The organism is Enterobacteriaceae endosymbiont of Donacia marginata (assembly GCF_012567685.1).
GTDB lineage: Bacteria > Pseudomonadota > Gammaproteobacteria > Enterobacterales > Enterobacteriaceae.
Genome location: NZ_CP046184.1, coordinates 380376 through 403207, shown reverse-complemented (window position 1 = coordinate 403207; position 22832 = coordinate 380376). Strand labels below are relative to the sequence as shown.

General features: G+C 18.6%; 21 protein-coding genes and 1 other RNA gene. 11 read left to right on the top strand and 11 right to left on the bottom strand.

Going from position 1 to position 22832, the window contains the following annotated elements; all coding sequences use genetic code 11:
* Window positions 1-39: 39 nt before the first annotated feature.
* Entirely contained in the window at window positions 40-2073 is a 2034-nt protein-coding gene (priA, locus tag GJU04_RS01995; protein ID WP_168893217.1) for a replication restart helicase PriA, read from the bottom strand.
* Window positions 2074-2171: 98 nt separating this feature from the next.
* Here priA and rpmE point away from each other — a divergent pair, with 98 nt between their 5' ends.
* Window positions 2172-2393, top strand: coding sequence for a 50S ribosomal protein L31 (gene rpmE / locus GJU04_RS01990; RefSeq protein ID WP_168893216.1), 222 nt, complete (start codon window positions 2172-2174; stop codon window positions 2391-2393).
* Between the two features lie 92 nt (window positions 2394-2485).
* Here the strand turns inward: rpmE and rpmG are convergent, their stop codons facing one another.
* The 3 genes from rpmG to grpE form a co-directional block, all read right to left on the bottom strand.
* Entirely contained in the window at window positions 2486-2650 is a 165-nt protein-coding gene (gene rpmG / locus GJU04_RS01985; RefSeq protein ID WP_168893215.1) for a 50S ribosomal protein L33, read from the bottom strand.
* 4 nt (window positions 2651-2654) lie between these two features.
* Window positions 2655-2879, bottom strand: a complete 225-nt coding sequence (gene rpmB / locus GJU04_RS01980; protein ID WP_168893214.1) for a 50S ribosomal protein L28 — start codon at window positions 2877-2879, stop codon at window positions 2655-2657.
* A 102-nt stretch (window positions 2880-2981) separates the two neighbouring features.
* On the bottom strand, window positions 2982-3647 hold the full coding sequence (grpE, locus tag GJU04_RS01975; protein ID WP_168893213.1) for a nucleotide exchange factor GrpE: 666 nt from the start codon (window positions 3645-3647) through the stop codon (window positions 2982-2984).
* Between the two features lie 217 nt (window positions 3648-3864).
* On the opposite strand from grpE, the gene smpB reads away from it, so the two are divergent.
* Both smpB and ssrA read left to right on the top strand, forming a co-directional pair.
* Window positions 3865-4332 carry an SsrA-binding protein SmpB gene (smpB, locus tag GJU04_RS01970; RefSeq protein ID WP_168893284.1) on the top strand — a complete coding sequence of 156 codons (468 nt, stop codon included), beginning with the start codon at window positions 3865-3867 and terminating at the stop codon, window positions 4330-4332.
* Between the two features lie 7 nt (window positions 4333-4339).
* Window positions 4340-4702: a transfer-messenger RNA gene (gene ssrA / locus GJU04_RS01965) on the top strand.
* A gap of 1 nt (window position 4703) precedes the next feature.
* On the opposite strand, the gene typA is transcribed toward ssrA, so the two are convergent.
* The 5 genes from typA to GJU04_RS01940 form a co-directional block, all read right to left on the bottom strand.
* Window positions 4704-6542: a translational GTPase TypA gene (gene typA / locus GJU04_RS01960; protein ID WP_168893212.1), complete on the bottom strand. Its 1839-nt coding sequence runs from the start codon at window positions 6540-6542 to the stop codon at window positions 4704-4706.
* A gap of 235 nt (window positions 6543-6777) precedes the next feature.
* Window positions 6778-7653, bottom strand: coding sequence for a 5'-3' exonuclease (locus GJU04_RS01955; protein ID WP_168893211.1), 876 nt, complete (start codon window positions 7651-7653; stop codon window positions 6778-6780).
* 31 nt (window positions 7654-7684) lie between these two features.
* On the bottom strand, window positions 7685-8362 hold the full coding sequence (locus GJU04_RS01950) for a DsbA family protein (RefSeq protein WP_168893210.1): 678 nt from the start codon (window positions 8360-8362) through the stop codon (window positions 7685-7687).
* A gap of 105 nt (window positions 8363-8467) precedes the next feature.
* Complete coding sequence (locus GJU04_RS01945) at window positions 8468-9199, bottom strand: RluA family pseudouridine synthase (protein WP_281351278.1); 732 nt, start codon at window positions 9197-9199, stop codon at window positions 8468-8470.
* Window positions 9200-9243: 44 nt separating this feature from the next.
* Window positions 9244-9423: a S4 domain-containing protein gene (locus GJU04_RS01940; protein WP_168893209.1), complete on the bottom strand. Its 180-nt coding sequence runs from the start codon at window positions 9421-9423 to the stop codon at window positions 9244-9246.
* A gap of 73 nt (window positions 9424-9496) precedes the next feature.
* Here GJU04_RS01940 and bamD point away from each other — a divergent pair, with 73 nt between their 5' ends.
* Window positions 9497-10216: an outer membrane protein assembly factor BamD gene (gene bamD / locus GJU04_RS01935; protein ID WP_168893208.1), complete on the top strand. Its 720-nt coding sequence runs from the start codon at window positions 9497-9499 to the stop codon at window positions 10214-10216.
* A 45-nt stretch (window positions 10217-10261) separates the two neighbouring features.
* Here bamD and tyrA read toward each other — a convergent pair whose 3' ends face one another.
* Together tyrA and GJU04_RS01925 are read right to left on the bottom strand one after the other, a co-directional pair.
* The gene (gene tyrA, locus GJU04_RS01930; protein WP_168893207.1) at window positions 10262-11344 is read right to left on the bottom strand and encodes a bifunctional chorismate mutase/prephenate dehydrogenase; all 1083 of its coding nucleotides are present in this window, start codon (window positions 11342-11344) and stop codon (window positions 10262-10264) included.
* Window positions 11345-11376: 32 nt separating this feature from the next.
* Window positions 11377-12435, bottom strand: coding sequence for a 3-deoxy-7-phosphoheptulonate synthase (locus GJU04_RS01925; RefSeq protein WP_168893206.1), 1059 nt, complete (start codon window positions 12433-12435; stop codon window positions 11377-11379).
* A 183-nt stretch (window positions 12436-12618) separates the two neighbouring features.
* On the opposite strand from GJU04_RS01925, the gene parC reads away from it, so the two are divergent.
* The 7 genes from parC (at window position 12619) to nuoC (ending at window position 22827) form a co-directional block, all read left to right on the top strand.
* Complete coding sequence (parC, locus tag GJU04_RS01920; protein WP_168893205.1) at window positions 12619-14862, top strand: DNA topoisomerase IV subunit A; 2244 nt, start codon at window positions 12619-12621, stop codon at window positions 14860-14862.
* 300 nt (window positions 14863-15162) lie between these two features.
* Window positions 15163-17616 carry a bifunctional aspartate kinase/homoserine dehydrogenase I gene (thrA, locus tag GJU04_RS01915; protein ID WP_168893204.1) on the top strand — a complete coding sequence of 818 codons (2454 nt, stop codon included), beginning with the start codon at window positions 15163-15165 and terminating at the stop codon, window positions 17614-17616.
* 24 nt (window positions 17617-17640) lie between these two features.
* Complete coding sequence (gene thrB, locus GJU04_RS01910) at window positions 17641-18582, top strand: homoserine kinase (RefSeq protein WP_168893203.1); 942 nt, start codon at window positions 17641-17643, stop codon at window positions 18580-18582.
* A complete protein-coding gene (gene thrC, locus GJU04_RS01905) occupies window positions 18579-19880 on the top strand; it encodes a threonine synthase (protein ID WP_168893202.1) in 1302 nt (433 codons plus the stop codon). The genes thrB and thrC overlap by 4 nt, the downstream gene beginning before the upstream one ends.
* A 20-nt stretch (window positions 19881-19900) precedes the next feature.
* Window positions 19901-20284 carry an NADH-quinone oxidoreductase subunit A gene (ndhC, locus tag GJU04_RS01900; RefSeq protein WP_168893201.1) on the top strand — a complete coding sequence of 128 codons (384 nt, stop codon included), beginning with the start codon at window positions 19901-19903 and terminating at the stop codon, window positions 20282-20284.
* A 27-nt stretch (window positions 20285-20311) separates the two neighbouring features.
* Entirely contained in the window at window positions 20312-20974 is a 663-nt protein-coding gene (locus tag GJU04_RS01895) for a NuoB/complex I 20 kDa subunit family protein (protein WP_168893200.1), read from the top strand.
* A 26-nt stretch (window positions 20975-21000) separates the two neighbouring features.
* Window positions 21001-22827 carry an NADH-quinone oxidoreductase subunit C/D gene (gene nuoC / locus GJU04_RS01890; RefSeq protein ID WP_168893199.1) on the top strand — a complete coding sequence of 609 codons (1827 nt, stop codon included), beginning with the start codon at window positions 21001-21003 and terminating at the stop codon, window positions 22825-22827.
* Window positions 22828-22832: the final 5 nt, after the last annotated feature.

Below are 22832 nucleotides of genomic sequence, written 5' to 3'. Positions count from 1 at the left end.
GTATAAAATACTAAATAGATCTATTTTTAATATTTTAAATTATGTTGGATCAACATTAATTATCAATTTTATTTTATTAGAATTTATAATTTTTTTAAAAATAGAAATAATATATTTTATAATAATTTGTAATTTTTTTTTAAAAATATGTTGTAAAATAATTTGTTTTCGAAATAATCCTTTCCTTTTATTTTGTATTAATGATAAAGGTCCAATAATAAAAAAATTTTTTTCATTTATATACTTAAATATAATTTTTTTTTTTAAAATATTTAAAAAATTTAATAAAATTTTTTTATCATTAGATTCTAATATTAAAATAATATGATTAGTAAAAGGTGGTAATAACATCATTTCTCTTTCTTTTAAAAGAAAATTTGATATATCAAAATATGTATTATATTTTTTAAAAATTTTTTTAATAATTTTATTTTGCGGATAATGTGTTTGAATAATAATTGTTTTTTTTTTTATATCTAAATGATTATTTAATATATTAAAAATATATTGTGAAAAATATTCTATTGCTCTAAAATTTTTTGAAAAAAAAACACTATCTATATTCAAAATAATAATTAAATTATTTTTTAAAAAAGAAAAATATTCTTTATATAAAATTTGAGAAGCTATTATTATAGCTGGTTTATTATTTTTAATTAATAAAGTTTTTTTTATAAAATTCTTATTGGTAATATTTAAAAGTAATATATTAGGAAATAATTTCCTTAAAAACTCAATTAATTTTTCATTTCCAATACCAATTGGTATAAAAAAATTTTTTTTACATAAAGGACAGTAATCTAACATACTAATATTTTTTTTACAATATATACAATATAATTTCCATAATTTTTTATAAAAAATATAATTTGTATTACAATTAATACATTTTAATGGTTTTTTGCAAAAGAAACAGAAAACTAATTTTGAATAACCTTGATGATTATTATAAATAATAATTTGTTCATTATTTTCAATACATACTTGTATATTTTTAATTAAAATTTTAGAAAATAATTGTAACTGTAATATTTGTTTATTTATATCCAATATTTTAAATTTAAAAAAATTTTTATATAATATTTTTTTATTATTTTGAAATAATAATTTAAATTTCCCTATATTAATATTATATAATGTTTCTAAACTTAATGTTTTAGAGCATAGTATTATGGGAATATTTTCTATTTTTGCTCTTAAAATAGCAATATCTCGTATATTATATTTAAATATGTTTGTTTTTTTATATATAAAATTATGTTCTTCTATTAAAATAATTAATCCTAATTTTAAAAATTGTGTAAAAATAGTAAATTTTGTACCAATAATAATTGATATTGTCCCATTTTTTATATTTTCCCAAATTGATAATATTTTTTTATTTGAAAAATTTGAATATAATAAACAGATTAAAATATCTAATTTAGACATAAAATATTGATATAAATTTAGTAAATTATATTCTTGAGGTACTATTATTAAAATTTGTTTTTTTTGAGATAAAATAATTTTTATAAGATCTAAATAAATATTTATTTTTTCAAGAAAAATAATATTATCTTGTGTAATCCAAACAAAAAAATTTGGTTGAAAATATTTTTTTTGAAAAAAATTTAATATATTATTTTTTTTATTATTAATAATAAATTTTTTTTTATTTTTATTATTATATAATTTTATTATTTTATTATTATTTATCATATTAATTTTATTAAATTGCAAATTATTTTTTAAATTTAAAACATATTTATTTTTTTTTCTCAAAAAAATTGGTAATATTTGAAATAAAATTAATCCAATAGGAAATTGATAATATTTAGAAACTTTACTTGCAAATTTTAAAATTAAAGAATTAAAAAGTGATGTTTTATCTAAAATTTTATGTAAAAATTTTAATTTTTTTATAGATATTTTAGAATTATTTTGTATTTTTATGACTATTCCTATATAATTCTTTTTTTTTATAGGTGCTATTACTCTACATCCAATATAGATTGGTATATTTTTAGATAATAAATAATCAAATTTTTTATAAATAATAGCATTATTAAATACTACTTTAATGATTTTCATAATTTAATATTTTTATTTTTTTATAAAATAACCTTGTAATAAAAAAATTTATTTATAAAATAAATAATAGTTTTTTAAAAAAATATTATTGGTAATTTATGAAAAAAAATATTCATCCTCAATATAATAAAATTACTATGAAATGTTCTTGTGGTAATATTATTAATACTAGATCAACTTTAAAAAATAATAAAGAATTTAATTTAGATGTTTGTAATTTATGTCATCCTTTTTATACAGGGAAACAAAAAATAACAGATACTAAAGGACGTGTAGAAAAATTTAAGAAAAGATTTAAAAATTCTAAAATATTTGAATAAAATTTTTTAAAAAATTAATCAATAATGGTTAATTATTAAGATAACATTATTGATTAATATATAATTAATTATTAATTAAATAAAATTTATTTTTATTTAATTTTTTTTTCTTTATATAATATATGTTTTCTAATATAAGGGTCAAATTTTTTAATTTCTAATTTTTTTATATTTTTTTTATTTTTAGTAATAGTATAAAAATGACCAGTTTTAGCTGATGAAATTAATTTTATTATAACACGTGTTTTTTTTGCCATAAAATTACCTTAATTTTTTATATAAAAAAGTATTTTCTATTCCTTTTTTATTTATTAATCTTATCCCTTTTGCAGATGTTCTTATAGTTATAAATCTTTTTTCTTTTTCTAACCAAAATTTATGGTAATGAATATTAGGTAAAAATTTTCTTTTAGTAGCATTCATTGCATGAGAACGATTATTACCCTTTATAGTTTTTTTACCTGTTATTTGACAAAATTTAGTCATTTATTAATACCTTATTTTTTTATAAATTTTTAAAATATATTTATATAAATAATATGTTCATAAACTATTTAATAGTATATGAACATATTATTAAAATAAATATTAATTATGCTTCTCAATTTTTTTAATTTTTGATACTATAACCATAGCTGGTCTTAATAATCTATTATTAAGAAAATATCCTTTTTGTAAAATTTCTATAATATAATTTTCTTTAATAATATCTGATTCAATAAGAGACATTGCTTGATGTTTAGAAGGATCAAAAGGTATATTAATTTCATCTATAATACTAACACCAAATTTTTTAATTAATATTAAAAGTGATTTTAAAGTTAACTTAATACCTTCTATTATAGATGAATTAATTTTATTTTTTTGTATTATTTTTAAATTAATAGCTCTTTCTAAATTATCTATTACAGGTAGTAATTCATTGATAAATTTTTCTAATGAAAATTTATAGGCTTTTTCTATTTCTAGTAAAGATCTATGTCTAATATTTTCAATTTCAGCTTGAGAACGTAACTTTAAATCCCATATGTCATTTTTATATTTTTTTAATTTAGTTTTAAATTTAATAATTTCAAGTTTATAACTATCATTTTTTTCTTTAAAATATTCAATAGTATTTTTTTGTTTATATTTATTTATAGATTCTTCATTTTTTATATTATTATTTTTTTTTAAATTGTTTAATTTATTATTATTCTCTTTTTTTTCTATATTATTTTTTTCTATATCATTTAATGATTGATTATTTTTCATATATTATCCTTATATAATTTTTTATAAAAAATTTTAAAAATAAACACTTATTATAAATAATAATATATTATTATTTAAATAATAAATATTACAAATTTATTAAATAATAATAAAATAAAATATAATTTAAAATTTTTTTTTTAAAAAATATATATTATTTTATAATATATTGAAATTATTACATAAATTTATTATAATTAATAATATTTAATATTTAATATTTTATAATGGAAAAAAAAAATATATTATTTTTAATAAAAAAATTTTTTATAATTTTTTTATTAAGGAAAAAATGAATGCAGGCCTTGTTTTAGAAGGTTGGGAGGTAAAATCTTTAAGATTAAATAAGGTGACTATTATTAATAGTTATATAAGTTTTGTATATAATAAAGTTTTTGTATTTAATTTGAATATTAGTCCTATAATCACCACTTGTAGTCATATTAAATATGATAATAATAGAAAAAAACAATTGTTATTAAAAAAAAAAGAAATAGAATTATTAAAAAACTATATAAATTTAAAAGGTTTTACAGTTGTTGTAATGGGCCTTTTTTGGAAAAAATCTTGGTGTAAATTAAAAATTGCAATTGTTAAAGGTAAAAAAAAATACGATAAAAGAAATATATTAAAAAATAAAGAATGGAATTTTAATAAATTACGTTTTTTAAAAAAAAATCTTTAAAATATATGGGGCTGATTATGGATTTGACAAGGTTATAAAACTCTAGGAGCATGTCAAGGAACGGTAGGCCTTGTAAAAAAACCGTACAAAATAGTTGCAAATAATCAAAACTATGCTTTAGCAGCATAAAAAACTGTAAAAGCCCTATTGCTTATTATTTTTCTCTTTGATAAAAAGTAAATAGGTCATAAATAAAAGAGATCGTATATAATTGGTCTAAAAATTATATATTAAAGAATTATTAGACTATATAATATTAAACTTTGTTTTATCAGTTTATATTAATAATTTTTCAAAAGATAAAACTAAACATGTAGTTCCGAAAGTGTAGTAATTTTGGACGGGGGTTCGAATCCCCCCAGCTCCAATAATTATTTTTTAATGTTTTTAAATTTTTTAAATTTACGCTGGGATTTTTTTAAATATTTTTTTCTAATACGAATTGATTTTGGTGTGATTTCAACTAATTCATCATTATTAATAAAATCTATTGCTTCTTCTAATGACATTTTTTTTACAGAAATTAAATTAATAGGATTATCATTACCTGATGCTCTCATATTAGTTAATTTTTTATTAATTAAACAATTTACAATAAGATCATTAGATTTATTATGTATTCCTATTATTTGCCCTTCATATACCTTTTCTCCTGGATTAATTAGTAATTTACCTCTAGATTGTAAATTATATAAAGCAAAAGCAACAGCATAACCTTCTTTATTAGAAATTAAAACTCCATTACTTCTATTTTCAATCATATGATATTTATTAATATCGTAATGGCTAAAAAAAGAATTCATTATACCATTTCCTGAAGTTGTATTTATAAATTCATTACGAAATCCAATTAACCCTTTACTTGAAATAATTGCTTCAATTTTTATTCTATTAGTATCATTATCTAAAATAATATTATTTATAATCGCTCTTCTACGACTAATTAATTGTATTATATGACCTTTTTTATTTTGTTCAAAATCTAAAGTTAATATTTCAAATGGTTCTAATTTTTTATTATTTATTATTTTAGATAAAATTTGCGGTTTAGATACGGATAATTCAAATCCTTCTTTTCTCATATTTTCTATCAAAATAACTAAATGTAATTCTCCTCTACCAGAAACATGAAAAATATTATTATTTTTTGTTTCAGCAATTTTTAAAGCTACATCATTTAAGGATTCTTTTTTAATTCTATTAAATATTTTATTAGATGTTATATATTTTCCTTCTATTCCAGAAAAAGGGGAATCATTTACATGAAATAACATACTTATTTTCGGTTTTTCTATTTTTAATATAGGTAAAGGTATATTATAATTAATATCGCAAATAGTATCTGAAATACTTATTTCTTCAAATCCTGAACCAGCAATTCCAACGATATCGCCACATTTAGCACTGTCACTATATATAGGTTTTAATCCTATGTTAAATATAATATATAAAATTTTAATTTTTTTAAAAATTTTATTATTTTTAATAATAGTTACATATTTATTTTTTTTAATTTGTCCTTTTTTTATTAAACCAATACAAATATTTCCTATATAATTATTATATTCTATTTGAGATATTTGCATTTGAAATGGCTCATTAATATCACCTTGAGGTTCAGGAACATGTTTAATAATAGTTTCATATACTACATTCATATTATGTTGGATATTATTCATATTATATCCAGATGTTCCTTTAAGTGCAGAAGTATATATTATTGGGAAATCTAGTTGTTCATCAGAAGCATTTAAATTTACAAATAAATCAAATATTTGGTTAATAACCCAATCTGGTCTAATAAATTTTCTATCTATTTTATTTATTAATACAATAGGTTTTAAATTATATGAAAAAGCTTTTAATGTAACAAATCTTGTTTGAGGCATAGGGCCTTCAACAGCATCTACTAATAATAATACAGAATCTACCATTGATAAAACACGTTCTACTTCTGCTCCAAAATCCGCATGGCCTGGAGTATCAATAATATTAATTTTATAATTTTTCCAAAAAATAGACGTATTTTTCGAAAAAATAGTTATTCCTTTTTCTTTTTCTAATTCATTACTATCCATAATTCTATTTATATTATTATTTTCTATAGAAATATTTCTAAAATTATCAGATTCTTGTAATAATTTATCTATTAATGTGGTTTTACCATGATCTATGTGTGCAACAATAGCTATATTACGTATTTTTTTCATAAAAAAATCCTAATAAAATAATATTTTAATTATTTAATTTTTTATTAAAATATAAATTTAATCTTATTATCAATAAGACTTAAATATTTTATAACTTAATACTAATTTAATTATATGAAAAAAATAAATAATTTAATAAATACTAACTTATAATTTATAAGTAATTTTTTAAATCATAAAAAAATAATTTATAGAATTTAAAAAAAAATATAATAAACTTATAAAATATATAAAATTAATTATAAATAATTTTATTTAATTTATTAAATTCATATTTATTAAATAGATATTTTAAATAATTTATTTGTGGTGTAATTTTTAAATTTAGAGGATTAAGATAATCTATATTTATAACAATATTTGTTTTAATTTTTGTTAATTCATGATATAAAAAAACTAATTTTTTATATTTTATAAGTTTTTCTCTTATAATATCTCCTGATCTAAAATTAGTATTATTGATATTATTTATATTATTATAAATATATTTTAAATTACCTAATTTATTTATTAAATTTTTACTTATTTTATTACCTATTCCTGGAACTCCGGGGATATTATCAATAGGGTCACCACTTAATGCTAATAAATCACTAATACATCTTGGGTATACTCCATATTTTTGATATATTTCCTTCGGTCCAGAAATAGAATAGTTAATAGGATTTACTATTTTTATATTTTTATTAACTAATTGAGTTATATCTTTATCTATACTAAAAATAAAAACTAAAAATTTTTTTTTTTCAGCTTGTATTGCTAAAGTACCAATAATATCATCAGCTTCTATATTTTTTATATATATAACATTATAACCCATTGCCTGTATAATTTTAAATAAAGGTTTAATTTGTATAATTAAATTATCAGGCATATTTATTCTTTTTGATTTATATTTATCAAAAATTTTTTTTCTAAAAGATATTCCTTTAGTATCAAATATAATTAAAAAATAACTATTAGTGTTCATTTTTATAATTTTATTAAACATTCTAATAAAACCATATATTGCACCTGTAGGATATCCTTTAGTATTCATTAAATTAGGTAAAGAATAATAAGCACGATATAAATAAAATGATCCATCTATTAAAATTATTTTTTTTCTCATATTTATAACTATACTATAAAGTAGTATCTTTTTATTTTTTTAAAAGTTTTTTTATTAAATTAATATAATTTTGATAAAAATTATAATTATCACTAGAATATAATTCAGAAAGATTAATTATAAATTTATTATTGATATATATATCAGGTACTACATTTATACCAAATTTTTGCACTAAATCATATTGTTTTTCAAATAATATTTTTGCTATATTACTATTCCATGCTGCATCAAACATATTTCCTTTCATTCCAGTATTTTTTATAAAAATTTTTTTTATGGACTTATAATCACGAATAGATGCATTTTTATGTATACCATCGAAAATTGGGCCAATTACTTTATCTTCTACATTTAGTATTTTAGCAACAACCCAAGTATAGCCTAATACAGTAGATAATCCATCTTCTTGTCCTACTTGATTATAATGAATTTTTACAATTTTTACATTTTTTAGTCTTTTATTTTTTAAAATTTTTTGATTAGTCCCTTTATGAAGTTCATAACAATGTGGACATAAAAATGAAAAAAATTCAACTATAACTGGTTTATTACCAAATTCTTTAATAAATAATTTTTGTTCTTCTTTTGTTAATACATCATAAAATGAAATTTTAGATGATTTTTCAGATGCAATACAATTACTAGATGTAATTAATAATAAAAAGAACATGCTAAAAAATAATACATATTTTTTTATATTTATCATATTTTTTATCACTCTTGATTAAATAAAAGATCAAATTTGATTTTATTATTATAAACTAATTATTTATTTTAATAAAATAATTTTTTAAATAAATAATTTTTTCTTTTAAATTTTATCTTTTTTTAAAAAATTAATTAAATTATTTATGTCATTTGGTAATTTTGAGTATAATTTAATGTCTATATTATAGAATGGATGTTTAAATTTTAGATAACAAGCATGTAAAGCTTGTCTTTGAATTATTTTATTAATTTTATTTTTATAAAATTTATTAATTATATAATTATTTTTAAATTGTTTATAAACTGGATCTCCAACAATACTATTTTGAATATATGATAAATGAACTCTAATTTGATGTGTTCTTCCTGTTTTTAATCTAATTCTTAAATAAGTGTGATTTCTAAAAATATTTTTTATAAAATATTTTGTTATTGCTTTTTTACCTAATGAATGAATTTTCATATAAACATGATTTTTTTTATATATACGTTTTATTGGATAATTAATTATCCCATTTTTTTTAATTATTCCATTTACAATCGCTTCATATTCTCTAATAATATTATGTTTTTTTAATTCTTTTTTTAAAAACATATATGAATTCATATTTTTTGCTATGATCATTAATCCTGTAGTATTTTTATCTAATCTATGTATAATACCTGCTCTAGGTACATCTCGTAGATATGGATAATAAAATAATAAAGAATTAAAAATAGTATTATTTTCATTTTTATTACCAGGATGAACAACTAAATTAGTTATTTTATTTATAACTAAAATATATTTATCATTATAAATTATATTTAAGTTTAAATTTTGTGCTTTCCATATATTTTTTTTATTTAAAATTAAAGGATTAAATATAATTATATCACCTAAAAAAATTTTTTTTTAGGAATATTTATAATATTATTATTTATTTTTACATTATTATTAATTATAATTTTTTTTATTTGTGATCTTGAAAATTGTATAATTTTCTTATTAAGAAATACATCTAATCTTTGTTGATTATATATTGAACAAACTTTTAATGTTAAATTTATATATTTCATATGTTTAATATTTTAATATAAAAATTGATTTAGTATATATTAGTATATAATGTTAGTTTTTTAAAAGAAGAAAATGAAAATTTTTATAAAAAACAAATTTTTTTTTATTAATATTTTAATATGTATATTGTTAGTATTTACAACTAATTGTGAATATCATTCAATCTTAAAAAAAAAAAATTTAAATATTTCATTAAAACATGGCTATTTAGAAGCTATAAAAACTTTAACTCATAAAGAGTATGATAAAGCTTTAATTAAATTTAGTAATTTATATGTTAATTACCCATATAATATGTATACTGAAAAAATTTTAGTATATTTAATTTATTTAAATTATCTTCATAAAGATTTTTTAAATGTTTTAGAATTATCCGAAGAATTTATGGAATCATATAATATATCTGCGTTTATTAGTTATGTTTTTTATGTAAGAATTCTATCGGAAATATCTTTAGATTCTAATAATTTAATCCAAAATTTTTTTAAAATAAATAGAAATGATTGTAATCCTTTTTATACTCAATTAGCTATTCATGATACAAAAATATTTATTAAAAATTTCCCTAAAAATATATATACTAATATTTTAAAAAAAAAATTAATTCATATGGAAAAAAGAATACAATTTTTCGATTTAAATATTATAAATTTTTTTTTTAAAAAAAAAAATTATATAGCTACTATCAATAGATGTTTAATTTTTTTAAAAAAATATTCTTCTAGTAAGAATATATATTTTGTTAGAAAAATTTTAAAAGATTCATATAATAAAATGTTATTAAAAAAATAAAATATAAAAAAACTTAATATTAAATAATATTAAGTTTTTAAACCTTTATCTTAAAATTTCTATATTTGTTATTAATAATTTTTTAATTTTATTAAAAATATCAATTATTTTCATTTTTTTATCTTTATCAATTAAAATAACTAAATTATTAATATAATCTAAATATTTTTTAACTTTTTTAGTATTATTTTGAGAATTTTCAATTAAATAAAAATATAATTTTGGATTTGTTGAAAAAAAATTTTTTAAAATTAACGAATTTAAATAATATATAGGTTTTGATAAAATACAAACTTCATTTAATGATATTTTTGTTTTTTTTAAAAAAATACCATATATTAATGTAAAAAAATATTTTAATGATTCTATAAAAAAAATATATTTATCATGTTCTATTATATTCATATGTTTAATTTGTAATCCCCAAGTTTCTATTTGTTTTAAAAACCAAGAATAGTACTTCTCTTTACGTCCATAACAATATATTATTGTTTCCTTAAATAGATAATTTTCTTGATAATTAAATAAATAATATAAGCCTAAAACAGGACCTTTATATATTTTTAATATTTTTGTCATAAATATTTCTTTTATAGGGGATAAATCAACTAAAATACAATTTTTAGGTAAAAGACATAATTTTTTAATTAATTTTTTAAAAAAAAATTTTGATATATCTAAAATAATCATACCTATATTTTCAAATAAAGAAGTAATATTATCAATATTAATTTTTTTTTCTTCTATATAATTAACATTATATTCAGTTATAGTTAACATTTTTTTAAATAAAATACTTATTTTTTTATGATGACTAATAATTAATATTTTTGAGAAATTAGGTTTTATTTTTTTAAATATTTTTATTTTTTCATATGAATATGATTCATTAATAATACGATAAAATATATCTTCAATAAAATTAGGAGACATTCCTTTTTTTTTTGCTTCTTTTTTTTTTAAATTAATTATATATCTTTCTCTTTCTGGAACATAAAGTGGTAAACCATGTTTATTTTTTATTAATCCTATTTGTTTTACTAATTTTAATCTTTCTGATATTATATTTAATAACTTTAAATCTAAAATATCAATTTCATTACGTAATAAATTTAGTTTATTTAACATATTTTTTATAATTATATAATAATAATATTATTTTATAATAAGCGTTGTTTAAGAATTAAATCTAATTCAGTATTAATTTTATATAAAATATTTTTTGTTGTTTGTAAATTTATACATCCATCTGTAATTGATATTCCATATTTTAATTTTTTATAATTTTGAATATTTAAAATTTGATTTCCTTCTTTAATATAACTTTCAAGCATTATACCTATAATAGAATTATTTCCTTCTTTAATTTGTGAAATTATTGACTGTATAACTAAAATTTGTTTTTTAAAATCTTTATTAGAATTTCCATGACTACAATCTATCATAATTTTAGGTTTTAAATTTACTTTTAATAAAGCTTTTTCACATTCTAATATATTAGATTTATCATAATTAGGTTTTTGTCCTCCTCTTAAAATCAGATGACAATTTTTATTTCCTTTAGTATCAATAATACAAATTTTACCATTATTATCTAAACTAATAAAATGATGCTCTATAGCAGAGGCTTGAATTGCATTTATAGCAGAAAAAATATTACCATTGATATTATTTTTAAACCCTACAGGTATTTTAACTAATGAAGCTATTTCTCTATGTATTTGTGATTCTACAGTACGTGCTCCAATAGCTATCCAACTTAAAAGATCATCAAGATATCCTAATGTATTAGGATCTAATATTTCTGTTGCTAATGGGATATTATTCTGAACTAATTTAATTAATAATTTTCTTGCTAAATATATCCCCTTGTTTATATTAAAGGAATGATCCATATATGGATCATTAATTAATCCTTTCCATCCTAAAATAGTTCTAGGTTTTTCAAAATAGACTCTCATTACAAGATATATATTATTATTAATTTTAGAAAACATTTGTTTTAAAAATTTACTATATTCTATTGCTTCATCAATATTATGAATAGAACAAGGCCCACAAATAATTAATAATCTATGATCTTTACCTGAAATAATATTTGATATAATTTTACGTGAATTTAATATTTGTTCTTTTTTTTCTTGAGATAACGGTAATTTTTTTCTTAATTCGTTAGGAGTTATTAAATATCTTTTATTTTTAAAATAAATGTTTTGCATAATAAAATATCCATAGATAAAAATATTATTGCATATAAATAACATATTTATTCTATAAAATTCAATTTAATTTATTTAAATTTGAAACTTAAATAAAATTTTATTTTATAGTTAAAATATTAGAAATATTCTTTATAATAATAAATATATAATTTATATAAATGATAATGAGGAAAATTATATATGAATAAAGCAATACAAAAAAATTTAATAGAATCTATACAATTAGATAAATTTGCAGAACATGCTTATTTAAATTATTCTATTTATGTAATTTCTGATAGAGCATTACCTCATATCGGGGACGGATTAAAACCAGTACAAAGAAGAATTATATATGCTATGGCTCAATTAGGATTAAAATCTATATGTAAATTTAAAAAATCAGCTAGAACAATTGGTGATGTTATTGGAAAATATCATCCTCATGGAGATGTAGCATGTTATGAAGCAATGGTTTTAATGGCACAATCGTTTTCTTATAGATATCCTTTAATAGAAGGACAAGGTAATTGGGGTTCTCAAGATGATCCTAAATCATTTGCAGCAATGAGATATACAGAAGCTCGTTTATCAAAATATTCTGATATATTATTAGGCGAAGTAGAAAAAGGTACTGTAAGATTTATCCCTAATTTTGATGGAACATTATTTGAACCTAAAATATTACCTGCATGTTTACCTAATATTATTTTAAATGGATCAACAGGAATAGCAGTGGGTATGTCAACAGATATTCCTCCTCATAATATTAAAGAAATATCTAATGCTATAATTAAATTAATTGACTATCCTAAAATAAAATTAAATGAAATTTTAAATATAATTCAAGGTCCAGATTTCCCTACCGGAAGTGAAATTATAACACCTAAAGATGAAATTTATAAAATATATGAAAAAGGTAAAGGTTCTATTAAATTAAGAGCATCATGGCAGATAAAAGATAATAAAGTTATTATTACATCATTACCTTATCAAATTTCTGGAATACGTATTATTGAACAAATTACTACACAAATAAGAAATAAAAAATTACCAATGATTGATGAAATTAGAGATGAATCTGATTATGAAAATCCTACTAGGATAGTTATTGTTATTCGTAGTAATTTTAATTATTTAAAAATAGAACAAATTATGTACCATTTATTTTTTCTTACTGATTTAGAAAAAAGTTATCGTATTAATTTAAATATGATAGGTTTAAATAACAAACCTGCTGTAAAAAATTTAATAGAAATATTGTCAGAATGGATTATCTTTAGACGGAAAATAGTACAAAAACGTTTAAATTTTAATTTAAAAAAAATACATAGAAGATTACACATAATTACAGGATTATTAATTGTTTATTCTAATTTAGAAGAATTTATAAAAATTATTCGTTTAAATCCAAATCCTGATTTTATTTTTAAAAAAAAATTTAATCTTACTGATATACAAATAGAAACATTATTAAACTTTAAATTACGTTCTCTTTCATTTATAGAAAAAAAAAAATTAATAGATGAAAAAAAAAAATTAGAAATAGAATATAAAAATATTGAAAAAATATTATTTTCAAAAGAAAATATGAATTTATTGTTAAAAAAAGAAATATTATTAGCTGCAAATAATTATGGTAATACACGTCGTTCAATACTTAAAAAAAGAAAAGAAGCAAAATTATTAAATGAATCTGAATTAATTTTAAATGAACCAATTACTATTATTTTATCTAAAATGGGCTGGATTAGGTGCGCAAAAGGTCATACTATAGATCCTTTAAATTTAAATTATAAATCAGGAGATTCTTTTTTATTATCAGTCAAAGGAAAAAAAAATCAAACTATAGTAGTTTTAGATTCTAAAGGACGTAGTTATAGTATTGATCCATTTTCTTTACCTGCTGCACGTAGTAGTGGGGAGCCATTAAATGGGAAAATAAATATTTCACAAGGATCTATAATCAAAAGTTTATTAATGGAACCTAATAATAAAGAAATTATACTTTCTGCTAATTCTGGTTATGGTTTTATATGTAAATTTCATGACTTAATAGCATGTAATAGAAATGGTAAATTATCTATTATTTTATCAGAAAATGCAGAAATACTACCTCCATTAGTGATCCAAAATGAAAATAATAAGATATTAGTGATTTCTTATTTAAATAAATTTTTATTATTTTCTATTAGTGAAATCCCTAGATTATCTCGTGGAAGAGGGAATAGATTAATTTTTATTAAAAATAAAGATTTTATTCAAAAAAAAGATAAATTAAAATGGATTTTTCTTATAAATAAGAATTCTGTAATTTATATAAAAACAAAAAGTGAAATATTTAAACTAGATTATAAAAAATTAAAAATTTTTCTTTCAGTTAAGGGAGAAAAAGGATTTTTTTATAAAAATTTTAAAAATATTAAAGATATTATTATAAAATAAAAAAATAATATTTATAAAAAATAATTTAGTTTTTTAAAAATGTTTATATAAACTATATAATTATTTAATTCATAAAATATTTTTCATGTTACAATATATCTAAAATAAATTTAAAATTTAAAAATAATATTTTATGTAAAAATATTATTTATTTTAAATTATTTATAATTTTTTATTAAAAAATTTATTTAAGATAAAAAAATAAATATATTAAATAATATTATCATTATTTTTTTATAAAATTATAAACATATATTTATTCATATTTTTATATTTTAAAATTTTAGGTGGTTTAATAATATGAGAGTATTGAAATTTGGTGGGACATCTTTAAAAAATGCAGAAAGATTTTTATTAGTAACTAATATAATTAAACGTATTTATTTAAAAAATGAAAAAATAGCTGTAGTCCTATCTGCTCCCGCAAATATTACAAATATTTTAGAAAAAATGATAGAAAAATCTATAAAAGAAAAAAATTATAAACAAGATATAATTTATCTAAAAGATTTTTTTATAAAAATAGTCAATAATTTTAAAGAAAATATAAAAAATCTAGATATTAATATTATAAATAATAAAATAAATAAAATTATTAATAAAATAGAAAAATTATTAAATGGTATTAATTTAATTAATTATTGTCCTGATATTATCAAAGCAAAAATTTTATCACAAGGTGAAAAATTTTCTATTATTTTATTAGAATATTTATTAACAATAAAAAAATATAGAATATTTATCATCTCTCCTAAGAAATATTTATTAGCATATGGAAATTATTTAGAATCTACAGTAGATATTAATTTAACTTCAAAAAATATTCAAAATATTAATTTAACAAATATTGATATAATGTTAATGCCTGGTTTTTCTGCTGTTAATAAAAAAAAACAAACAGTTTTATTAGGTAGAAATGGTTCTGATTATTCTGCTGCAATATTAGCTGTTTGTTTAAAAGCTAAATGTTGTGAAATTTGGACTGATGTAGATGGTATATACACAGCAGATCCAAATATAATACCAAATACACAATTATTAAAATTTATTTCTTATAAAGAAGCTATAGCATTAGCATATTTTGGTGCAAAAGTGATTCATTATAAAACTTTAGCCCCGATATTAAAGAAAAATATACCTTGTATTATTAAAAATATAGTTAATTTAAACTCAGACGGTACTATAATTAATAATTTTAATATTAAAAACCATATTTTACCAAAAATTAAAGGAGTTACAGAATTAAAAAATATATCAATATTAAATATATATGGAGATAAAAATAAACAAATTAAAAGTATTATATCAAGAATATTATTTTTTGTATTTAATTTAAAAATATCTATTTATTTTATTACTCAATCTTCAGAAGATTGTAATATCAATATTTTACTATCAAATAAAAATTTAAATAAATTAAAGAATTTATTAGAAGATGAATTTTATTTAGAATTAAAATATAATTTGATTAAATCAATTAAAATAATTAAAAATTTATCATTAATTACATTAGTAAATAATAATATTAATCACTCTACAAATATAATTTCTAAATTTTTAAATATTTTTAAAATAACAAATATTAACATATTTGCTATATCACAAAATATTTTTCAAAATTATATCTCTGTTGCGATAAAAGAAAAATATGCAAAAAATATTATAGAAATAACACATAAAATATTATTTCATAAAGAAAAAATATTAGAAATTTTTATAATAGGTACTGGAAGTATTGGGAGTACTTTATTAAAACAAATTTATCAAAATAAATGTTATTTTAAAAATAAAAATATTTTTTTAAAAATTTGTAGTATTATAAATACAAAAAATTTTTTATTTAATTTTAATGGTCTTAATATAGAAAATTGGAAAAAAGAAATCAAAAATAATACTTATGACAATATAATAAAAAAATTATTAAAAAAATCTAAAACATATAAATTTATTAATCCAGTAATTATTGATTGTACTTCTTCACAAGAAGTTGCAGATCAATATATAAATTTTTTATATCATGGTTTTAATATAATTGCTACTAATAAAAAAGCAAATTCTACCACAATAGAATATTATAATCAAATACGTTTTACAGCAAGTAAATTAAATTTAAAATTTTATTATGAAACAAATGTTGGAGCTGGATTACCAGTAATTAATACACTACAAAATATTTTAAAAACAGGTGATAAAATTATTAATTTTATTGGAATTTTATCTGGTTCACTTTCGTTTATTTTTGGTAAATTAGAAGAAGGTGTTACTTTATCTCAATCAATAATAATGGCTCAAAAAATGGGTTTTACAGAACCAGATCCACGAACAGATCTTACAGGAATAGATGTAGCTAGAAAATTACTTATATTAGCTAGAGAAATTGGTTTTAATATAGAATTAAATGATATTATTATTGAATCAATTATTCCTGATAAATTTAATAAACAAAAATCTCTTACAAAATTTTTTAATTCTTTAGCAGAAATAGATAAAATTTATATAAAAAAAATTAAAGAAGCAAGAGAGGATAATAAGGTATTACGTTATATTGGAAGTATAAATTCACAAGGTGTGTGCAAAGTAAAAATTATAAAAATTAACAATAATCATCCATTTTTTGAAATAAAAAATGGAGAAAATTCTTTTGCTTTTTATACTAATTATTATAAACCATACCCTTTAGTACTAAGAGGATATGGAGCTGGTAATAATGTTACTGCTGCAGGAGTCTTAATTGATCTATTACGTTTAATTTAATTAAAATATAAGGAATTATTATTTATGATTAAAATTTATTCTCCTGCTTCTATTGGAAATATTAATGTAGGTTTTGATACATTAGGTATAGCATTATCTAGAGTTGATAAAGGTATTTTAGGAGACTTAATAACAATTTCTTCATCTAATAAATTTATATTAATTAATAAAGGAATATTTATAAATGATTTACCAAAAAATAATTATGAAAATATTATTTTTCATTGTTGGACAAAATTTTGTGATAAAGTTGGGAAAAAAATTCCTTTAAAAATAATTTTAGAAAAAAATGTTCCTGTAGCATCAGGACTAGGTTCTAGTGCATGTTCAATAGTTGCATTTTTAAAAGCAATAAATTTATTTTATCATAATCCATTAAATAATATTGATTTATTAAAATTAATGGGAGAATTAGAGGGATTTTTATCTGGGAATATACACTATGATAATATAGTTCCATGTTTATTAGGAGGAATGAAATTAATATTAATTGATAATAAAAATAATTTAATTATTCAAAATATTCCAATTTTTAAAAATTGGTTTTGGGTAATTGCATATCCAGGAATTAAATTATCTACTTTTTGTTCTAGAAAAATTTTACCAAAACTATATAAAAAAGAAATTTTAATTAAACAAAATCAATATTTAGCAGGATTTATTAATGCTAGTCATACAAAACAAGAATTATTAGCATCTCAATTAATGAAAGATTTTATTGCCGAACCATACAGAAAATCTTTAATACCTAATTTTGAAAAAATTTCTTATACAGCAAAAAAATTAGGAGCATTAAGTTATGGAATTTCAGGATCAGGCCCAACAATATTTAGTATTTTTAATAACCTAAATTATGCACATAATATGGCTATATGGTTAAAAAAAAACTATTTAAAAAATAATACAGGATTTGTTTATATATGTAAAATTAATAATATAGGTACTCAAATTATGGAGAAAAAATGAAATTTTATAATCTTAATTCTCAAAAAGAAAATATAAATTTTTGTCAAGCCTTAAAAAAAGGGTTAGGAAAAAATCAAGGTTTATTTTTTCCTGGGGAATTACCTAAACTAAATCATAAAATAATTAATAAGATATTAAATCTCAATTTTATAGAAAAAAGTAGTTATATAATTTCATTATTTTTGGATGAAAAAGAAATTTCATGGGGTAATTTAAAATTACAAGTAGCTAAAGCATTTAATTTCCCATTATTATTAAACTTAATTGATAAAAATATTGCTTGTTTAGAATTATTTCACGGACCAACTTTAGCATTTAAAGATTTTGGTGTTCGTTTTATGGCTCAAATGCTAAATTTCTTTGATAATAAAAAAATTATTATTTTAACTGCTACTTCTGGTGATACAGGTGCCGCTGTTGCTCATGCTTTTCATAAAATGAAAAATATTGAAGTAGTTATATTATATCCTTATAAAAAAATTTCTATTTTACAAGAAAAATTATTTTGTACATTAGGAAATAATATAACAACAATTGCTATTAAGGGTAATTTTGATGATTGTCAAAAACTTATAAAAAAAATTTTTAATGATAAAGAGCTTAGTAATATTCTAAATTTAAATTCAGCAAATTCAATTAATATTAGTAGATTGATAGCTCAAATATGTTATTATTTTGAAGCTTTTACACAAATTCCTTTAAATAAAAGAAAAAAAAAAATAGTTTTTTCAGTACCTAGTGGTAATTTTGGTAATTTAACTGCTGGATTAATAGCAAAAACAATGGGACTACCTATATATAAATTTATAATAGCAACTAATATAAATGATACAATACCTAGATTTTTAAATAAAGGATATTGGAAACCAAAAAAAACAATAGCAACATTATCTAATGCAATGGATGTTAGTATCCCTAATAATTGGCCTCGAATTATAGAAATTTTTAATAAAAATAATTGGGATTTAAATAAATTAGAATCTTTTGCGATTACAGATAAACAAACAACAAAAACAACAATAAATTTTTTTAAAAAATATAAATATATTTTAGAACCCCATTCATCTGTTAGTTTTTGTGCATTAAAAAAACAAATCTTAAAGGAAGACACGTTTAACATATTTCTTGGTACTGCACATCCTGCTAAATTTCAAAATTATATTTATAATACATTACATCAAAAAATATTATTACCTAAAATTTTAATTGATTGTATAGAAAAAAAAAATTTATCTCATATATTATCTAATGATTTTAATCATTTAAAAAATTTTTTAATAAAAAATTATGTAATTTAAATTTATTTTAATAAATAATTATGATAATAAACAAATTAATTTATAATCCTCAATATTTTATATTATTTCAAGTCTTTGCCATAACTATTAGTTGTTTAGTAATATTAATATCATTTTTTTTAGGAGGTCGTTCTTATGGTATAGATAAACAAATTCCATTTGAATCAGGAGTTTGTTCTTATGATCTTTCTCCAATTAAAATACATATTAATTTTTATTTAATAGCAATATTTTTTATAATCTTTGATATTGAATCTTTATATTTATATTTATGGGCTCTTACTATTAAAGTAATAAAATTAGAAGGTTTTATTGAAGGAATTTTATTTATTTTTACTATTTTAATAACTTTATTTTATTTATTTAAAACAAAAGCCCTACATTGGCAATATAAAAACCATTAATTATATTCAATTAAAATACATAATAAAATGAAATATATTCTAAATAAAATTAAAAATAATAAAAAAAATTATCCTTTAGAAAGTAAAAAAAATATTGATACAGATCCTTTAACTGATCAAATTAGTAAAAATATTTTTTTAGGTAATTTAAAAAAGATTACACATAAAATTATTAATTGGGGAAGAAAAAACTCTTTATGGCCTTATAATTTTGGATTATCTTGTTGTTATGTTGAAATGACTACGTCATTTACATCTATTAATGATATTTCCCGTTTTGGTTCTGAAGTATTAAGAGCATCTCCAAGACAAGCTGATTTTATGGTAATAGCAGGGACATGTTTCTTAAAAATGGCTCCTATTATACAAAGATTATACGATCAAATGTTAGAACCTAAATGGGTAATCTCTATGGGATCTTGTGCTAATTCAGGAGGAATGTATGATATATATTCTGTAGTACAAGGAGTTGATAAATTTTTACCTGTAGATGTTTATATACCAGGATGCCCTCCTAGACCAGAATCATATATACAAGCATTATTATTATTACAAAAATCTATCAATTATGAAAGACGTCCTTTATCATGGGTTATAGGAGATCAGGGTATTTATAAAGCTAAATTAAAATCGTCTAATAAATTTTTTAATGACAAAAATTTTAAATTTAAATCAATAAAAAATATATAATATTATATTTAATAATAGGATCTATTATGAATAATTTTTTTGATAATATAGTTAAAAAAATAGGAGATGCACATAATAAATTTTTTTATAAGAAAAATATAGAACCTATCATAAATGAATTAAATAAAAAATTTAATTTTGAAGATTTTATTATACAAAATAATTTTACTAATAAAATGCCATTAACTATTTGGATTAGACCAAAAGATTTAATAAAATTTATAAAATTTTTTTCTAAAATAGATAATCCATATAATATGTTATATGATATGCATGGTATAGATGAAAGATTACATTTTAATAAATTTAATTTAATGAAAAAAATGGATTTTTCATTATTTTATTATTTGATATCTATTAATAGAAATTCTGATATTATTATAAAAATTCCTTTAAAAGAAAATGATTTAAATATAAATACTATTACAAATTTTTTTAAAAATGCTAATTGGTATGAAAGAGAAATTTGGGAAATGTTCGGAATTAATTTTCTTAATCATCCTAATTTATCACATATATTATTACCAAAAAATTGGAATTATGGTTTTCCTTTACGTAAAGATTTTCCTTCTAGAGCAACTGAATGTACACCTTATTTCTTAACAAAAGAAAAATATAAGAAAGATATTGAATCTACTAAATTTAATCCAGAAAATTATAATTTTTCAATAAATAATAAATTAAATAATTATATGTATCTAAATTTAGGGCCTAATCATCCGTCAGTTCATGGTGCTTTTAGAATAATATTACAATTATCTGGTGAAGAAATTGTACAGTGTATCCCAGAAATAGGATTCCACCATAGAGGAGCAGAAAAAATAGCAGAGAGACAAACATGGCATACATACATACCATATACAGATAGAATTGAATATTTAGGTGGTTGTATAAATGAAATGCCTTATATTCTTGCGATAGAAAAATTAGCTAATATTTCAGTTACAGATAGAATTAAAGTTATTAGAATTATGTTATCTGAATTATTTCGTATTAATAGCCATTTATTATGTCTATCTACCTTTATGCAAGATTTAGGTATAATGACTCCTATATTTTTAGTTTTTACAGATAGACAAAAAATATATGATATAATTGAAGCTATTACAGGAGCTAGAATGCATCCTGCTTGGTTTAGAATAGGAGGTTTAGCACAAGATTTACCTAATGGCTGGGATATTTTAGTAAAAAGATTATTAAATTGGTTACCTAAACGATTAAATATGTATAAAAAAGTGGCACTAGAAAATAGTATTTTAATATCTAGATCTAAAAATATAGCTTCTTATAATAGAAAAGAAGCTATATCTTGGGGAATTACTGGGACAGGATTAAGAGCTACTGGGTTAAATTTTGATATTCGTAAATGGAGACCTTATTCAGGATATGAAAATTTTGATTTTGATATTCCTATAGGACAATATAATATTAGTGATTCTTATTCAAGAATTTTATTAAAATTTGAAGAAATTTGGCAAAGTTTACATATTATTAAACAATGTTTAAATAATATGCCTTCAGGACAATATAAAGTTGATCATCCTTTAACAACTCCACCACCAAGAGAAAGAATGTTAAATAATATAGAAAATTTAATTCATCATTTTGTTCAAGTTTCTTGGGGGCCATTAATACCTGCCAATGAATCATTTCAAATGATAGAAGCTACAAAAGGAATTAATAGTTATTATTTAATTAGTGATGGAAATACTATAAGTTATAGAACACGAATTAGAACACCTAGTTTTGCACATTTACAACAAATACCATCTGTTATTCAGGGTAATTTAATATCAGATTTAATTACTTATTTAGGTAGTATTGATTTTGTTATGTCTGATGTAGATCGTTAAAAAGT

Excerpts from the sequence above, each read along its gene's own strand:
- priA (WP_168893217.1), bottom strand. The coding sequence starts at position 2,073 with ATGAAAATCATTAAAGTAGTATTTAATAATGCTATTATTTATAAAAAA.
- rpmE (WP_168893216.1), top strand. The coding sequence starts at position 2,172 with ATGAAAAAAAATATTCATCCTCAATATAATAAAATTACTATGAAATGT.
- rpmG (WP_168893215.1), bottom strand. The coding sequence starts at position 2,650 with ATGGCAAAAAAAACACGTGTTATAATAAAATTAATTTCATCAGCTAAA.
- rpmB (WP_168893214.1), bottom strand. The coding sequence starts at position 2,879 with ATGACTAAATTTTGTCAAATAACAGGTAAAAAAACTATAAAGGGTAAT.
- grpE (WP_168893213.1), bottom strand. The coding sequence starts at position 3,647 with ATGAAAAATAATCAATCATTAAATGATATAGAAAAAAATAATATAGAA.
- typA (WP_168893212.1), bottom strand. The coding sequence starts at position 6,542 with ATGAAAAAAATACGTAATATAGCTATTGTTGCACACATAGATCATGGT.
- GJU04_RS01955 (WP_168893211.1), bottom strand. The coding sequence starts at position 7,653 with ATGAGAAAAAAAATAATTTTAATAGATGGATCATTTTATTTATATCGT.
- GJU04_RS01950 (WP_168893210.1), bottom strand. The coding sequence starts at position 8,362 with ATGATAAATATAAAAAAATATGTATTATTTTTTAGCATGTTCTTTTTA.
- GJU04_RS01940 (WP_168893209.1), bottom strand. The coding sequence starts at position 9,423 with ATGAAATATATAAATTTAACATTAAAAGTTTGTTCAATATATAATCAA.
- bamD (WP_168893208.1), top strand. The coding sequence starts at position 9,497 with ATGAAAATTTTTATAAAAAACAAATTTTTTTTTATTAATATTTTAATA.
- tyrA (WP_168893207.1), bottom strand. The coding sequence starts at position 11,344 with ATGTTAAATAAACTAAATTTATTACGTAATGAAATTGATATTTTAGAT.
- GJU04_RS01925 (WP_168893206.1), bottom strand. The coding sequence starts at position 12,435 with ATGCAAAACATTTATTTTAAAAATAAAAGATATTTAATAACTCCTAAC.
- parC (WP_168893205.1), top strand. The coding sequence starts at position 12,619 with ATGAATAAAGCAATACAAAAAAATTTAATAGAATCTATACAATTAGAT.
- thrA (WP_168893204.1), top strand. The coding sequence starts at position 15,163 with ATGAGAGTATTGAAATTTGGTGGGACATCTTTAAAAAATGCAGAAAGA.
- thrB (WP_168893203.1), top strand. The coding sequence starts at position 17,641 with ATGATTAAAATTTATTCTCCTGCTTCTATTGGAAATATTAATGTAGGT.
- thrC (WP_168893202.1), top strand. The coding sequence starts at position 18,579 with ATGAAATTTTATAATCTTAATTCTCAAAAAGAAAATATAAATTTTTGT.
- ndhC (WP_168893201.1), top strand. The coding sequence starts at position 19,901 with ATGATAATAAACAAATTAATTTATAATCCTCAATATTTTATATTATTT.
- GJU04_RS01895 (WP_168893200.1), top strand. The coding sequence starts at position 20,312 with ATGAAATATATTCTAAATAAAATTAAAAATAATAAAAAAAATTATCCT.
- nuoC (WP_168893199.1), top strand. The coding sequence starts at position 21,001 with ATGAATAATTTTTTTGATAATATAGTTAAAAAAATAGGAGATGCACAT.